This is a genomic window from Achromobacter semiaridum (assembly GCF_053543755.1).
Map to the genome: position 1 here is coordinate 37,467 of NZ_JBLVOL010000045.1, position 13,978 is coordinate 51,444.

The 13,978-nt window shown below is 64.9% G+C and carries 14 protein-coding genes and 1 pseudogene; 10 read left to right on the plus strand and 5 right to left on the minus strand.

The genetic code is table 11. The features are described 5' to 3' along the window. The 10 genes from tssE to ACNPP0_RS13470 form a co-directional block, all read left to right on the plus strand. On the plus strand, nt 1-269 hold a 269-nt coding region (tssE, locus tag ACNPP0_RS13425; RefSeq protein WP_448706158.1), incomplete at its 5' end, for a type VI secretion system baseplate subunit TssE. A gap of 26 nt (nt 270-295) precedes the next feature. Beyond that, nucleotides 296-2,062, plus strand: coding sequence for a type VI secretion system baseplate subunit TssF (gene tssF, locus ACNPP0_RS13430; RefSeq protein WP_448706159.1), 1,767 nt, complete (start codon nt 296-298; stop codon nt 2,060-2,062). Further along, nucleotides 2,026-3,045: a type VI secretion system baseplate subunit TssG gene (gene tssG / locus ACNPP0_RS13435; RefSeq protein WP_332608755.1), complete on the plus strand. Its 1,020-nt coding sequence runs from the start codon at nt 2,026-2,028 to the stop codon at nt 3,043-3,045. The genes tssF and tssG overlap by 37 nt, the downstream gene beginning before the upstream one ends. Further along, nucleotides 3,042-4,424: a type VI secretion system-associated FHA domain protein TagH gene (gene tagH / locus ACNPP0_RS13440; RefSeq protein ID WP_332608754.1), complete on the plus strand. Its 1,383-nt coding sequence runs from the start codon at nt 3,042-3,044 to the stop codon at nt 4,422-4,424. The genes tssG and tagH overlap by 4 nt, the downstream gene beginning before the upstream one ends. Then, nucleotides 4,421-5,629 (plus strand): type VI secretion system lipoprotein TssJ, encoded by a 1,209-nt coding sequence (tssJ, locus tag ACNPP0_RS13445; RefSeq protein ID WP_448706160.1) that lies wholly within the window; start codon nt 4,421-4,423, stop codon nt 5,627-5,629. The genes tagH and tssJ overlap by 4 nt, the downstream gene beginning before the upstream one ends. Further along, nucleotides 5,626-6,963 (plus strand): type VI secretion system baseplate subunit TssK, encoded by a 1,338-nt coding sequence (tssK, locus tag ACNPP0_RS13450; RefSeq protein ID WP_332608752.1) that lies wholly within the window; start codon nt 5,626-5,628, stop codon nt 6,961-6,963. Before tssJ ends, tssK begins: the two co-directional genes overlap by 4 nt. 1 nt (nt 6,964) lies before the next feature. Next, nucleotides 6,965-7,792, plus strand: coding sequence for a type IVB secretion system protein IcmH/DotU (gene icmH, locus ACNPP0_RS13455; protein ID WP_448706161.1), 828 nt, complete (start codon nt 6,965-6,967; stop codon nt 7,790-7,792). 210 nt (nt 7,793-8,002) lie between these two features. After that, nucleotides 8,003-9,256, plus strand: a complete 1,254-nt coding sequence (locus ACNPP0_RS13460; RefSeq protein ID WP_448706162.1) for an Hsp70 family protein — start codon at nt 8,003-8,005, stop codon at nt 9,254-9,256. A gap of 212 nt (nt 9,257-9,468) precedes the next feature. Continuing rightward, nucleotides 9,469-10,065, plus strand: a complete 597-nt coding sequence (locus tag ACNPP0_RS13465; RefSeq protein WP_332608749.1) for an NUDIX domain-containing protein — start codon at nt 9,469-9,471, stop codon at nt 10,063-10,065. 22 nt (nt 10,066-10,087) lie between these two features. Further along, nucleotides 10,088-10,420 carry a 2Fe-2S iron-sulfur cluster-binding protein gene (locus ACNPP0_RS13470; protein WP_448706163.1) on the plus strand — a complete coding sequence of 111 codons (333 nt, stop codon included), beginning with the start codon at nt 10,088-10,090 and terminating at the stop codon, nt 10,418-10,420. 104 nt (nt 10,421-10,524) lie between these two features. Here the strand turns inward: ACNPP0_RS13470 and ACNPP0_RS13475 are convergent, their stop codons facing one another. From ACNPP0_RS13475 to ACNPP0_RS13495, 5 genes and pseudogenes are all read right to left on the minus strand, one after another. Next, nucleotides 10,525-10,908 carry a hypothetical protein gene (locus ACNPP0_RS13475; protein ID WP_332608747.1) on the minus strand — a complete coding sequence of 128 codons (384 nt, stop codon included), beginning with the start codon at nt 10,906-10,908 and terminating at the stop codon, nt 10,525-10,527. A gap of 22 nt (nt 10,909-10,930) precedes the next feature. Then, nucleotides 10,931-11,629, minus strand: a complete 699-nt coding sequence (locus tag ACNPP0_RS13480; RefSeq protein WP_448706164.1) for a DUF899 domain-containing protein — start codon at nt 11,627-11,629, stop codon at nt 10,931-10,933. A 50-nt stretch (nt 11,630-11,679) separates the two neighbouring features. Further along, nucleotides 11,680-12,213, minus strand: a complete 534-nt coding sequence (locus ACNPP0_RS13485; protein WP_448706166.1) for an SRPBCC family protein — start codon at nt 12,211-12,213, stop codon at nt 11,680-11,682. Nucleotides 12,214-12,317: 104 nt separating this feature from the next. Continuing rightward, nucleotides 12,318-12,551, minus strand: a pseudogene (locus tag ACNPP0_RS13490) (ArsR/SmtB family transcription factor); the annotation flags it as partial. A gap of 66 nt (nt 12,552-12,617) precedes the next feature. Next, nucleotides 12,618-13,928, minus strand: coding sequence for an MFS transporter (locus ACNPP0_RS13495; RefSeq protein WP_332608744.1), 1,311 nt, complete (start codon nt 13,926-13,928; stop codon nt 12,618-12,620). Between the last annotated feature and the right edge of the window lie 50 nt (nt 13,929-13,978).

A 13,978-nucleotide genomic window follows, 5' to 3' on the forward strand; every position in this document is an offset into this window, starting at 1 on the left:
GCAGCCCCGAGCTGGGGCTGCATGACTTCAACGACGCCGCGATGGGCAGTGCCGACTTGCTGGCGCACGTCAGCCAGGACATACGCGCGTCGGTGCTGGCGTTTGAACCGCGCATCAAGGTCCTGCATGTGCATTCGCGGCCGGACCCGGCCCAACCCCTTAGCTTGAACTTCAGGCTGGAATGCCTGGTGCCGGTCATGAACCACGAAGAACAGGTCGAGATCGATCTGGTGATTCACCATCAGGACCGGTACGCCCGGGTTGTTTGAGCGCGGTGCCACGGAGGCGGGACGACATGCCGTTGCGAGGAAAATTTCGCGAAGAGATCGATTACCTGCGGCGGCTTGGACGCGAGTTTGCGCGTGACAACCCGCAGCTGTCGCAGTTTTTAGGGGATGAGGCCGCTGACCCCGACGTGGAACGGCTGCTTGAAGGCTTTGCATTCCTGACGGCCAAGCTGCGCCTGAAGATCGAAGACGATCTTCCGGAACTTACCCATTCGCTGTTGCAACTGCTTTGGCCGAATTACCTGCGGCCCTTGCCCAGCGCGACCATCATGCGGTTCACCCCGGTTGAACGCGCGATCACGACGCGCCAGGTGATTCCCAAGGGCACACGCGTGCTGTCTCGGCCGGTTGACGGCACCCGCTGTCAGTTTCGTACCAGCACGGATGTGGTGATTTATCCGCTGGAAATCGTCGAGGTCAGCGACGCGCACACGCGCGAGAAATCCATCATGCGCGTCGATCTGGCGCCGCTGGCGGGAAACGCCATCGATACCTTCGATTGCGACAAGCTGGATTTCCATCTGTCAGGCGACGACACGACCGCCATGACGCTGTACCTGTGGCTGTCTTGCTACCTGGGCGAAATCCGCCTGGAAGCCGGTGGGCAAACGCGCATGATCGCGCCCCGGCAAGTGACGTTTCCCGGTTTTGCGCCTGAAGAATCGTTGCTGCCGTATCCCAGGAATGTGTTCGATGGCTATCGCATCCTTCAGGAATACTTCATTTTTCCGCGACGCTTCCTGTTCTTCAGCCTGAATGCGCTGCGTTCGTTGTGGCCCGAGGGCACGACCGAGCGCGTGCGGCTTGAATTCCATTTCACGCGGCCGATGCCCGCCGACATCCGCCTGCGCATCGGCGATCTGGCCTTGTATTGCGCGCCGGCGGTGAACCTGTTTGAGCAAGATGCCGAGCCGATCAACCTGAATGGGCGCGCGGTTGACCAGCGGCTGCTGCCGGGCGGCCACCGCGCCGACGCCTGCGAGATCTTCAGCATCGACGAAGTCACCGGCTGGCAGAGAATCGCCGAAGGCAAGCGCGGCCGCTACCTGCGCACGTTTCATCCCTTTGAATCGCTGCAACACGAGATCGAGCACGCGCGCGGCCGCCACGCGCTGTACTACCGCAGCCGGATCGAAAACGCGGTCGGCGAACAGGGCGTCGCGCATCGCATTGCGTTTATCCGTGGTGACGAAACCGACTACATCGACGAAGACGAGACCGTCTCGCTGGCGCTGACCTGCACTAACCGCGACTTGCCGCTGGCGTTGGGCGTGGGCGATATCTGCGTGCAGACGCAGACAACGCCCACATTCGCCACCTACAGCAATATCGTGCGTCCCACCCCGCCATACCGGCCGGTATTGGACGGCGCGTTGCAGTGGACGCTGATTTCAAACCTGTCGCTCAATTATCTGTCACTGCTGTCCACCGAACCGCTTAAGGCCGTCTTGCGCGCTTATGACTTCGCGGCCTTGCATGACATTCAGCATGCGCGCGCCGGCAGCAAGCGGCTGGACGGAATCGGCGACGCCGTCACGCAACCCACCGATCTGCTCATGAAGGGCTTGCCGATACGCGGGCTGAAAACGCGGCTGACGCTGGATCCCGCCGCGTTTCTCTGCGAGGGCGACCTGTATTTGTTCGGCACGGTGTTAAGCCATTTCTTTGCCTTGTACGCCAGCATCAATTCCTTCCACCTGCTGGAAGCCGCCAACACCGGTAACAACGAGCTCTACGAATGGCCGATGCAAACAGGAAGACAACCGCTGATCTAGCGGACCATTTGCTGGCCGATGCGAAGAACTACGACTTCTTCCGGTTGCTGGAGCAACTGCACGGCCTGCATGACGATGACCTGGAATCCCGGGACAGCCACGAGCCCGAGCGCCAGCGTGTGCGCCTGAGCAGCTACGCCGGGCTGGGGTTTCCGGCGTCGGACGTGGCGCTGGCCGAGCGCATGCCTGCCGGCGCGCGCACCGACTACCACGTGCAGGCGACGTTCTTTGGCCTGCACGGGCCTGACTCGCCGTTGCCGGGCCACTACCTGGACCGGCTGGCCTACGAATACGGCCAAGGCGTCGGCATCCGCCCGGCGTTTCTGGATTTCTTCAATCACCGGCTGCTGACGCTGCTGCACCAGGCGTGGCGCAAATACCGCTATTACGTCAGGTTTCGGCGAGAAGCGCGGGATAGGTTTTCGCGCTATGTGTTTGCCATGGTTGGCCTGGGCGACGTCGAACTGCGGGGCGCCACGCCCATCCCCTGGAGCCGGCTGCTGAGTTTTGCCGGCGTGATCGCCAGCCGCAGCCGTTCGCCGCAGGTGGTGTCGGGCATCGTCGCGCATTGCTTTGACCTGAAGCACGTGCGCGTGCGCGAGTTCGAGCAGCGCTACATGCATGTGGCGGACAGCCAGCGCCTGCGGCTTGGGCGCCGCAACGGGGTGCTGGGGGACAGCTTTGTCGTCGGCGGGCGGGTGCGCACGCGCTACAGCAAGTTCTCCATTGTGATCGGCAATCTGGATCAGGCGCGGTTCCGCGAATTCCTGCCCAGCGGCGAGAACTTCGAACGGCTGCGCAAACTGATCGATTTCCTGTTGCGCGACCCCGCCGCCTATGACCTGGAACTGGGTTTGCGGCATGACCAGGTGCCGCCCTTCAACCTGGGACGCGACACCGGCGCCCACCTGGGCTGGACCAGCTTTGTCCAGCACACGGCGGTGCGCCGGCCGTTCACTGTTCGTATCAAGGCCCGTCTATGACCTCTACCGCAACCTCGCCCAAGGCGTTGGCGCTTGTTGTCGCCAACCCTGGATCCCTGACCCATGGCAGCAAGCCGCATCACAGCTTTGACGCCGCCGGCGGCACGATCGGCGGACGGGGCGCCGATTGGACGCTGCCGGACAAAGCCGGACGCGTCGACCCGATTCATAGCGAAATCGTCTACCGCGATGCCGCCTTTTGCGTGGTGGACCGCAGCGGCCACACCCGTGTGAACGATGCCGATGCGCCGCTGGGCAAGATGGTCGGCGCCAAGCTGCGTGACGGCGACGTCCTGCACATAGGCCCGTACGACATCACCGTGCACCTGAACCATCCGCACCAGGAACTGCTGGACCCGGCGCGGCACCTGGCGCAGTACGGGGTGGGCGAGATCCTGGAAGGCGAGTCCAGCGGCCATGACGACCTGCCTGCCGGTTCCTACGTGTTTGAACAGGACGCCGCGCCGCCGCCTGCGGACGCCGACTTCTTGGCGCTGAGCACCCCGTTTGACGCGCGCGCCGACAGCGACCCCCTGCGGGCGCTGGATGCGGCCGAGCGCGCCGCCGCTCTGCCTGCCGTGGTGATGGAACCCTGGGATGTGCGGCGCGGCGGTTCGGCCGCGCCGACCCAGGCGGACCTGGCCACAACGCGATTCGAAGCCGTGACGGGGTCGCCCGTTACCGGTTCTCCCTTGCCATTTCCCGGAGAAGTCCCCATGCCGAAGTCCCTGCACAAACCGTCGCCCCAGCCTTATCGCCTGAACAACCGGCAGGCCATGGTGGGCGACCCGACCGAGGCGGCCGAGCTGTTGATGCAAGGGCTGGAAGTGCCGTTGGGACCGCTGGACGCGCAGGCCGGACAGGCGCTGTTGCACGAAGCCGGGCAGGCGCTCAATGCCGCCATTCGTGGCATCGCCCAGGTCTATGCCGCGCAGGCGGACGACACGCAGCCACGGCGGCTGTTGGGCCGAAGCCTGCAACCGATTGAAGACAACCCCTTGCGGCTGGGCCTGAGCTATCCCGACACGGTGCGCGCCATGTTCGCCACCGATCGCAGCGTGGTCCACCTGTCGCCCAAGGCGGCGGTGGATGAAAGCCTGGCGCAGTTGCACGCCCACCATGGCGCGGTCACGCAGGCCATCCAGGCCGGGCTGGACGCGGTGTTGCGCAGCCTGGCGCCGGCGCTGTTGCTGCAACGCTTTAACCGTTACCGCCCCGACCAGGCATCGGCAGCGGGTGGCGGCGATGACTGGGCCTGGGGCATGTACACGCACTACTACGACGAGCTGGCCTCCACGCGCCAACGTGGCTTTGAAAAACTGTTCTGGGACGTGTTCGAGCAGGCGTACGACCGCGTGTTGCGGGCGGAGGCCGAATGAAGCGGCTTGCGTCCGTTGTCGTGCTGACGACGCTGTTGACCGCCTGCGGTACGGTGGGCGATGTCCTGTCCAAGACGGGGCAGATCCTGATGGATCCGTCCATCCCCATCGGGCCGCCTGACGAGCAGCCTTCCCTGGTGGGCCTGAGCCTGTACGCCGCCGCCGACGTCAACCCCAACCCCGCCAGCATGCCGGACGACAGCGCCGACACCGGGCCGGACCCGGCGTCCAACCGTGAAGAAGGGCCGCTTGAGGTCAAGCTGAAAAGCGGCGACCGCCAGGAACTGATCGAGAGCCTGCGCAGCCTGCTGGAAGAGCTGGAAGAAGGGCGCCCGTCCTTGCATCCCTTGCGGCGCGTGGATACCGGGTCGTCGAAATTATGGCGGGGTCCGGTGGATGTGGGCGCGGTGGAGGATGTGGGAGACGTGGATGGCGTGGTGGGCGTGGATGGCGTGATTGGCCTGGCGCGCCATGCCACAGCCAAGCCCGTGCCTGCGCCCGGTTCGTCGCTGAATGCCGTCGTCACGCGTGAGCTGTTGCCGCCGCCAGGGATTTCGCCGCATTACCTGCCGGGGCGGCAATTCGGTTCCGGGCGGCACGTGTTGGAGCAGGGGTTTTCGGGCGTGCCCTTGCCGGTGGGCGGTGGCTTGGCCAGCGCGCCGGCGACCGAGGCGCCCGACGCGATGCCGCGGACAGGCGAAGGCGACCTCGGTCCCAGTTCGGGCGGGGACGCGGGCGCAGACACGGGCATGGGTGCCGGCAGCGGCCTGGGCCTGGGCCTGGGCCAATACAGCCGGGGGGCCAGCCTGCCACCGGCTGATCCCGCCCCGCCGCCGCGCGGCGCCGCGACGCCCATCGCCTTCAAGGTGCTGCAACTGAAAGACGATTCGCTGTTGCTTAACGTGGACCCGGAACAATTGGCCAAGGATCTGAAAAAGGCGCTGGGCAGCACCTATATCACCCAGGACGACTACGTCTTGCAGCCGGGCCAGTTCAAGTTCATCGACTTTGCCCGGATCGATAAAGACACCCGTTACGTCGCCATCGTGGCCGACTTCCACGATCAGAATGGCGCGGTATGGAAGCAGGCTTTCCGACTGGAACCCAATGGCCGCCGCTACGCGCTCTTGATGACGTTGCACGGCAACCGCGTCGGCATCGTCGATGAGAGCTTTCGCGCGTCGCAACCGAGATCCCAACCATGACTACACGCAACCCCGTCATCTGGAACGAAGGGCTGTTCGTCAAGCCCCAGCACTTTCAGCAGCAGGCCCGCGCCCTGGAACACCACGCAAACCAACGCATCGGCGGGGTCAGCGAACACCTTTATGGCCTGAGCGAACTGGAGCTGAATCAGGAATACCTCAGCTTTGGCAAGATCGCCATCGTGCGGGCCCGGGGCGTGATGCCGGACGGTACGGTGTTCGACATTCCGAACGACCAGCCCCCGCCCGTGCCGCTGGCCATCACCGATACGTCGTCCGTCAACCAGACCGTTTACCTGACCCTGCCGCTGCGTTCGGACGGCGTGCTTGAAGTGCAATGGCCGGACACCTACGCCAAGGCGCGCTACGTGACGCGCAGCGAAGAGGTGCGCGATACGCACAGCCAGGAAGGCGATTACGTGGCAATGGACCTGGCCGCGCCCAACCTTCAGCTGACGCTTGAACGCGAGGACCGCAGCGCGTTCACGGGCGTGGCGCTGTGCCGCCTGCTGGACCGGCGCCCGGACGGCAGCTTGTTATTGGACGATGCGTTCTACCCCACCGGCATGTCGCTGAACGCCATCCCGCCGCTCAAGCGTTACCTGGGCGAGATCGCCGGCCTGATGCGCGAACGCGCCAAGAACATCGCGCAGCGCATCGGCTCGCCCGGGCAGGCCGGCGTGGCGGACGTCACCGACTTCAACCTGCTGCTGGTGTTGAACCGCCTGCACCCTTTGTTTTTGCACCTGTCCCGCTTGCGCCACGTGCACCCCGAACAGCTGTACGTGGCCTTCAGTCAGGCGTGTGGCGAGCTGGTTACGTTTACCGACGAAGGGCGCTTGCCGCAAGAGTTTCCGGCCTATCAGCACGACGACCCCCGACAATCGTTCCGGATGCTGGAAGACACGCTGCGACGCGCGCTCAGCACGGTATTGCAGCCACGCGCCGTGTCGCTGCCGATCGAGCGCCAGCAATACGGCGTGCTGACGGCCGCCGTGCACGACCGCGCGCTGTATGCCGATGCCGACTTCATCCTGGCCGTGCGCGCGCGCATGCCGCTGGACCGGTTGCGCCAGCAGTTCATGCAGCAGACCAAGGTGGCGTCAATGGAAAAGCTGGGCGAACTGGTCAGCCTGCAACTGCCGGGCATCCCTTTGCAGCCGCTACCGGTCGCGCCGCGCCATTTGCCGTTCCACGCGGGATTCACCTATTTCCAGTTCGACCGCAGCCACCCTTCGTGGCAGATGCTTCGGGATACCGCGGGCTTCGGCCTGCACATCGCCGGCGACTACCCCGAGATGGAATTGCAACTGTGGGCCATCAGGAGCCAATGACATGACCACCCCCGCCACCGCCGAGCGTGCCAGCGGCAATTTCCTGCGCACGTCCGCCACGCGCGAAGTCAACGACAAAGCGCGCATCGGCTATGACACCATCGGCCATATCGACCGCGACGAAGACCTGGGCTTTCAGCTGCGCGGGCATGGCTACAACCCCTTGGTGGACGGCGCGCTGCCGCTATTCGGCCTGGTGATCCGCCTGCGCAAACTGAGCGAATACGACAACATCCAGAACCTGTACGCCACCGTGCGCGACCAGATATCCGCGCTGGACGAAGAAATCCGCCAACACGGCTACGACGGCGCGACGCAGCTGGCATACCGCTACGCGCTATGCACCTTCATCGACGAAGCCGTGATGGGCACGCCCTGGGGCGCGCATTCAACATGGGCGGAACGCTCGCTGCTAAGCGTGAACCACAGCGAGACCTGGGGCGGCGAGAAATTCTTCACCGTGCTGTCGCGCATGATGATGGACCCGGCACGCTATCGCGACGTGCTGGAGTTCAAGTACCTGTGCCTGTGCCTGGGCTTCAAGGGCAAGTACGGCTTGCAGCACAACCAGAACGAGGCGCTGCAAACCATCATCGTCAAGCTGCACCGCGCCTTGCGCGAACTGCGCGGCGAGACCCCGGAAGCGCTGACAGACGCCAGCACCAACATCGCCTCCCGCCGCTATCGCGTCGGCCGCCAGTGGCCATGGTGGACGCCCTGGCTCAGCGCCGCGGTGCTGCTGGCCGGCCTTTACGCCGCATTTGCGCTTAGCCTGGGCAGCACGACCGACATCGTGCTGCATTCGCTGGACGGGATATTGAAAAACTAGGCAGATGAAAGCGGCGCCCGGGCGTGTGGGCGCGGCGTCTAGGAGTCCCATGTCGCACGCTTCCGATTTTCGGTTTGAGTTTTCGGTTCAGTTCGGCCCTGCCTCACACAAGTAGCCGAATGGCGCATTTGGGGGACGGGTTATGGCCGCCCCTGCCCGGGGAAGCGAGTACACTTGTCCGCCGTTTTGCTTTCAGCCCCAGAATTCTCCATGATCTCCACCGCATGCGGCGTCGACTTCGGTACGTCTAACTCCACCGTCGGCTGGAGCCGCCCCGACCAGCGCGCGCTTCTCGCCCTGGAAGACGGCAAGACCACCTTGCCGTCGGCCATTTTCTTCCATGACGAAGATGCCGAGGTCAGCTACGGCCGGGCGGCGATTTCCGATTATCTGGCGGGTTACGACGGGCGCTTGATGCGCTCGATGAAAAGCCTGCTGGGCAGTTCGCTGATCGATGGGTCCACGGAAGTCCAGGGGCGTTCCATTCCGTTCCGCGTGCTGTTGACGCGCTTTATTGCCGAACTGAAACGGCGCGCCGAAACGGCCGCCGGTCGTGACTTCACGCGGGCCGTGCTGGGCCGGCCGGTGTTCTTCGTGGATGACAACACCGCCGCGGACCAGACCGCCCAAGACACGCTGGGCGAGATTGCGCGCAGCGTCGGCTTTACCGATATCGAGTTCCAATTCGAGCCGCTGGCCGCCGCGTTCGATTACGAGTCGCAGATTGACCGCGAGGAATTGGTGCTGGTCATCGACATCGGCGGTGGTACGTCCGACTTTTCCTTGATCCGCCTGGGACCGGGCAGGGCCGCCAAGGCCGACCGGCGCGAAGATATCCTGGCGTACGGCGGCGTGCATATCGGCGGGGTGGATTTCGATAAGCAGCTGAGTCTGGCGCACGTCATGCCCCTGCTGGGGCTGGGCAGCCAGTTGCGCAGCGGCAAGGATGTGCCGTCGACCCAATACGGCAACCTGGCCTGCTGGCACACCATCAACCAGGCCTACACGCGCAAGGCGGCAGAGCATTTTGCGTACATCCGTGCCGAAGCGGGCGACCGTGACAAGATCGACTTGCTGTTGAACCTGGTGAGGCAGCGCGCCGGCCACTGGGTGGCGGTGCAGGTGGAAGAGGCCAAGATCTCGCTGTCTGAGAATCCGGCGGCGCGCATCGATTTGTCGCGCGTGGCGCCTGACCTGGGCGTGGATGTCACGCGCGCGTCGTTCGATGCCTGCGTCAGCCGCCTGATTGAAAAAGTGGAAATTACCGTTGGGGCCTTGCTGCGCGACGCGGGCGTGGCCACGGCAGATGTGGATACGGTGTTTTTTACCGGCGGCTCCAGCCGCGTGCCGCGCTTGCGCGAGACGGTATCGGCGCTGGTGCCGGGCGCGCGCAGCGTGGAAGGCGACCTGTTCGGCAGTATCGGCGCCGGCCTGGCGCTGGATGCCAAGCGCAAGTTCGATTAAGCCGCTAGCAGTTGCTAAAGGCCCGGGGCAGGGCTGTGCCCGACTGCTGTCCGGCGCTGGACGTCTGAGACAAGTGTGTTCAGGCCCGGGCGCAGTGCGCCCAAGCCGCGGGCGTAGCCCGTCAACGCGCCGCGCCCGGCGGCGATGGTAAGCTGCAAAGCTTGCCCGGGGCGGCCCGCCGCCCGCTTGTTTCAACAGACCCAGTTGCCGTCATGACCCGCCCATCTTCCGTTAGCGATACGCATCTTGTCGAAACGCTGGTGACCAGCGAAGCGCCGTTTGAAGGCAGCTTTTTGAAGGTTCGCCGCGATACCGTCAGCCTGCCCAACGGCCACACCGCCACGCGCGAATACATCGTGCATCCGGGCGCGGTCGTGGTGATTCCCTTGCTGGACGATGGCCGGGTGTTGCTTGAACGCCAGTTCCGCTACCCGATCGGTCGCGTCATGACCGAATTCCCGGCCGGCAAGCTGGACCCGGGCGAAGACCCGCTGGTGTGCGGAAAACGCGAATTGCTTGAAGAAACCGGCTATACCGCCGACCAATGGGCGCATGCCGGCGCGCTGCATCTGGCGATTGCCTATTCCACCGAAATCATCCACATCTTTTTTGCGCGCGGTCTGCGTGCAGGCGACAGACAGTTGGACCAGGACGAGTTCCTTGACGTGATCAGCGCCGACCCCGCCGAACTTCTGGCTGCATGCAGCCGTGGCGAAGTCACCGACGCCAAGACGTTGACCTGCGTGTTGTGGATGCAAAACGTCCTGTCGGGCGCCTGGAAGCTGGACTGGCAAGACAACGCCGCCTAGGCGCCACGGGGCCTGAGCCGCCATGGCCGCATTTCCTGTTCTGATCCAGCCGTCCGGCCTGGGGTTTGACGCCGACGCGGACAGCTCGGTGCTGCTGGCCGCCCAGGCGGCCGGCATCAAGCTGCCCAGTTCGTGCCGCAACGGCACTTGCCGGGCCTGCATGTGTTTGATGCTGGAAGGCTCGGTGACGTACTCGGTCCAATGGCCCGGGTTGTCGCGGGACGAAAAGGAAGAGGGCTGGATTCTGCCGTGCGTGGCCAGGGCGACGTCGGCGCTTGAGATCCAGGCCCCGCATGCCGAGCCGATCGCGCCCGCGCTGCCGGCCGCGCGCCCGTTGACGGGGGCTCGGCGCTGAAGACAGCCCCTGGGCGCCCTAAGCCCCTCTGAGTGCGTCCTAAGCCTATCTCTCTGCGCGCCCCAAGCTCGTCTCTGCGCGCCCCAAGCTCGTCTCTGCGCGCCCTAAGCCCGTCGCAGCGCGGCCAAAGGCAACACGGCGACCGCCATGCCTGCCGCCATGCCAAGCACCAAGCCGATAAAGGGCGACGCGCCCGCGGATAGCGCCATCCCCACGCCCAGCCGTGCGCCAACCACCATGCCGGCAGCCATCAGCGCGGCGCACAATGCGCGCGCGGCGGCCGACGGCGCGCCGGGCCAGGGGGCCAGCGCCGCCAATGCCATCGCGACGCTGGTGGCAGGCATCAGGGCGGCATGCCGCCACGCCAGCTGCCACCAGGTGCCCGGTGCGCCGCATTCGCTGGCGAGCAATGGCGCGGGCGTCTGGCGGGCGTCGATCGCCAGCCCGATCAGCATGGCCGCCACGCAAGCCAGCCATAACCACGTCATGGCGCGCGCCGCCCGGGCCGCGCTAGCCGCACGCGTGGCAGGCCGACGGGGCGTTGTCGTACCGGTCATGGTGGCGCACCCAGTCGCCCAGGTTGAACTGCGGGCCGGATTCGTTGCGGCCCAGCGGCGCGAATTCCAGGTAGTTGTAGGCGCCCGCCAGGCGTTCCACGCCGCGTTCAAACGTCGAATAGGTGTGAAAAATTTCGCCGTCCGGGTCACGGAAAAATGCGCTGATACCCGATCGCTCTTCAACGCGGTCGTCAGCCTGGGCGACCGAGGCTTGCATGTCGAAATTGAAGTCGCAACCTTCGGACGATACCCACGGAAACTGCCAGCCCATGCGCTGCTTGAACGCTTGCAGCTTGGCCAACGGCGCGCGCGATACGGCGACCACCGACACGTCGTGATTGCGCAGATGCAGCAACGCCGCGTCCAGATGGTCGACCAGGAACGAGCAGCCTACGCAGCCTTCATCCCAATCCGGTCCATACATGAAGTGGTAGACCAGCAACTGGCTGTTGCCGGCGAACAGATCGGTCAGGCCCAACGGCCCGTGCTCGCCTTGAAACTGGTAGCGTTTGTCCACCTGTACCCAGGGCAGCTCAAGGCGTTCGCGTGCCAGCGCGTCCTGGTTGCGGGTCAGTGCTTTTTCGCGGGCCAGCAGCGCCAGGCGCGCGGCTTCCCATTCGGGACGTGATACGACGGCGTGATTTGTCTGCATGATGCGGCTCCTGATGGCGGACCGGTCCGGCCCGCGGGCGGCAAGGCAACTCAGACGATGCTTGCCAGGTGATCCGCCAGTCGGTCCATGGCGCCCGCCCAGCCGGTCTCGTGGCCGTCTCGGGTTGCCTGGTCGACAAACGGGGTTTGCAGGAAGGCCAGTTCGGTGCCGCCCTGCGCGGGGGTGAATTCAAGGGTGATCAATGAGGTTTCGTCGGGCGTGTCGCGCCACGCCCAGGTGAACACCAGGCGGCGCTGCGGCTCGACTTCCTGGTACGCGCCGCTGGCGTAATGGGCCTGGCCGTCGTCCGTGACGAAGCCCACTTCATAGGCGCCGCCCACGCGCACGTCGGTGTCGGCCTGCAACACGCGCTGCGTGCCGGCGGGGCCGAACCATTGCATCAGCGCTTGCGGGTCGGTCCACGCGCGCCAGAGGCGCTCGGCCGACGCGGTGAAACGTCGGGTGAGTCGGAGTTCAAGCGGGGCGCGGGCGCTGGCGTCGCTGCCGGCGCCGCGGCTTGGGTCGCGGCCGGAAATGGCGGCGGCGTTGTCGCCGGGCTTGTTTGGGATGGGTTCGGTGGGCATGGGTGGATCTCCTCGTCGTGATACAGGTATCGGGCCAGTGAATCCAGTTGCCCGGTCCAGAACTTCTCGTAGCGCGCCAGCCAGTCGGACGCGGCCCGCATCGGCTCGGGCGACAACGTGCAGCTGACCACGCGTCCATCCTTGGCCCGTGCGATCAGCCCCGCGTCTTCCAGCACCCGCAAGTGTTTCAGGAAGGCGGGCAAGGACATCGCGTGCGGGCGCGCCAGTTCGCTGACGGACGCGGTGCCGTTTTCCAGATCGGCCAGCACCCGGCGCCGCGTGCCGTCGGCCAGGGCGGAAAAGACGCTGTCTAGCGTGTCATCGTTTAAGTTAACCATAAGGTTAAGTATCCGCCCGGAAAAAAGCCGGCGTCAAGCCGGCGGTGATTGGGAATTTCCCTGACGTCAATCGTGGCGGTGCATGGCGGATTGATGCTTGGTGTCTCGCATCGTGGCATACACCAGCAGCGACACGAAAATCACGCCGGCCAGGTAGTAATAGAACCATTGCTCGTGGCCTTGCTGCTTGAAGAACAGCGCGATGGCCGGCGCCGTGCCCCCGAAGATCGACACGGTGATGGCGTAAGGCACGGCCACGCCGGTGGCGCGGATGTTGGTGGGAAACAATTCCGCTTTCACGACGGCGTTGATCGATGTGTAGCCCGCCGTGAAGACCCACGCGCCGCAGATCAGCAGAAACGCGATGAAAGGGGATCGCGTGTGCGACAGGGTCATCAAAATGGGCACGGTCAGCGCCGCGCCCGCCACGCCGAAGAAGATCAGCAGCGGCTTGCGTCCTACCTTGTCGGACAGCGCGCCATACAGCGGCTGAAGGATCAAGGCAAAGATCAGCGAGCCGGCGATGATGTAGGTGGTGGTGATGTCGGTAAAGCCCGCCGTCTGGCGGACAAAGGTCTGCATATACGTGGTGAAGGTGTAGAAGGCGGCCGTGCCGCCGGCGGTCAGGCCGACCACGATGGCGACCTCGCGCGGGTACTTCGTCAAGCCGCGCAGCGAACTCGTTCTGGGCTTGGCTTTCTGCGCCTCTTGCGCCGCTTTATACGAATCGGTTTCTGGCATGTCGCGCCGCATCAGCGCCGTCACGATGGCCAGCAATGCGCCGATCACGAACGGAATGCGCCAACCCCATTGCACCAGTTCTTCATGCGTCAGGAACACGTTCTGCAGCAGCAGCAACACCAGGATGGCGCAAAGCTGGCCGCCGATCAGCGTGACGTATTGGAAGCTGGAATAAAAGCCACGATGTTCGGGGTCGGCAATTTCGGTCAGGTAGGTGGCGCTGGCGCCATATTCGCCGCCCAGGCTCAGGCCTTCGACGACGCGCGCCAGCGCCAGCAGCGCGGGCGCGGCAAAGCCGATCGTGGCGTAGGTGGGCGTCAGCGCGATGATCAGCGAGCCCACGCACATCATCCCCACCGATACCATCAGCGACAGGCGTCGCCCGTGCCGGTCCGCAAGGTGGCCGAACAGCCAGCCGCCCAATGGCCGCACGATGAAGCCGGCCGCGAACAGCGTGGCGGCATTCAGTTGCTGGACGACGGGATCGTGCGAAGGAAAAAAGGCGGGCGCGAAATACAGGGCAAAGGCGGTGTAGGCGTAGAAGTCGTACCACTCGACCAGGTTGCCCATGGACCCGATGAAAATCGCCTTGATGCGGCGTTTGGCGTCGGGCATGGCCAGATACGTTTGCGTCATGACTGTTCTCAAGGTGAGCTTGTCGGGGAGTCGCCGGACACGCGAGCGCG

Coding starts and splice junctions, on each gene's coding strand:
- tssF (WP_448706159.1), top strand. CDS start 296: ATGCCGTTGCGAGGAAAATTTCGCGAAGAGATCGATTACCTGCGGCGG.
- tssG (WP_332608755.1), top strand. CDS start 2,026: ATGGCCGATGCAAACAGGAAGACAACCGCTGATCTAGCGGACCATTTG.
- tagH (WP_332608754.1), top strand. CDS start 3,042: ATGACCTCTACCGCAACCTCGCCCAAGGCGTTGGCGCTTGTTGTCGCC.
- tssJ (WP_448706160.1), top strand. CDS start 4,421: ATGAAGCGGCTTGCGTCCGTTGTCGTGCTGACGACGCTGTTGACCGCC.
- tssK (WP_332608752.1), top strand. CDS start 5,626: ATGACTACACGCAACCCCGTCATCTGGAACGAAGGGCTGTTCGTCAAG.
- icmH (WP_448706161.1), top strand. CDS start 6,965: ATGACCACCCCCGCCACCGCCGAGCGTGCCAGCGGCAATTTCCTGCGC.
- ACNPP0_RS13460 (WP_448706162.1), top strand. CDS start 8,003: ATGATCTCCACCGCATGCGGCGTCGACTTCGGTACGTCTAACTCCACC.
- ACNPP0_RS13465 (WP_332608749.1), top strand. CDS start 9,469: ATGACCCGCCCATCTTCCGTTAGCGATACGCATCTTGTCGAAACGCTG.
- ACNPP0_RS13470 (WP_448706163.1), top strand. CDS start 10,088: ATGGCCGCATTTCCTGTTCTGATCCAGCCGTCCGGCCTGGGGTTTGAC.
- ACNPP0_RS13475 (WP_332608747.1), bottom strand. CDS start 10,908: ATGACGTGGTTATGGCTGGCTTGCGTGGCGGCCATGCTGATCGGGCTG.
- ACNPP0_RS13480 (WP_448706164.1), bottom strand. CDS start 11,629: ATGCAGACAAATCACGCCGTCGTATCACGTCCCGAATGGGAAGCCGCG.
- ACNPP0_RS13485 (WP_448706166.1), bottom strand. CDS start 12,213: ATGCCCACCGAACCCATCCCAAACAAGCCCGGCGACAACGCCGCCGCC.
- ACNPP0_RS13495 (WP_332608744.1), bottom strand. CDS start 13,928: ATGACGCAAACGTATCTGGCCATGCCCGACGCCAAACGCCGCATCAAG.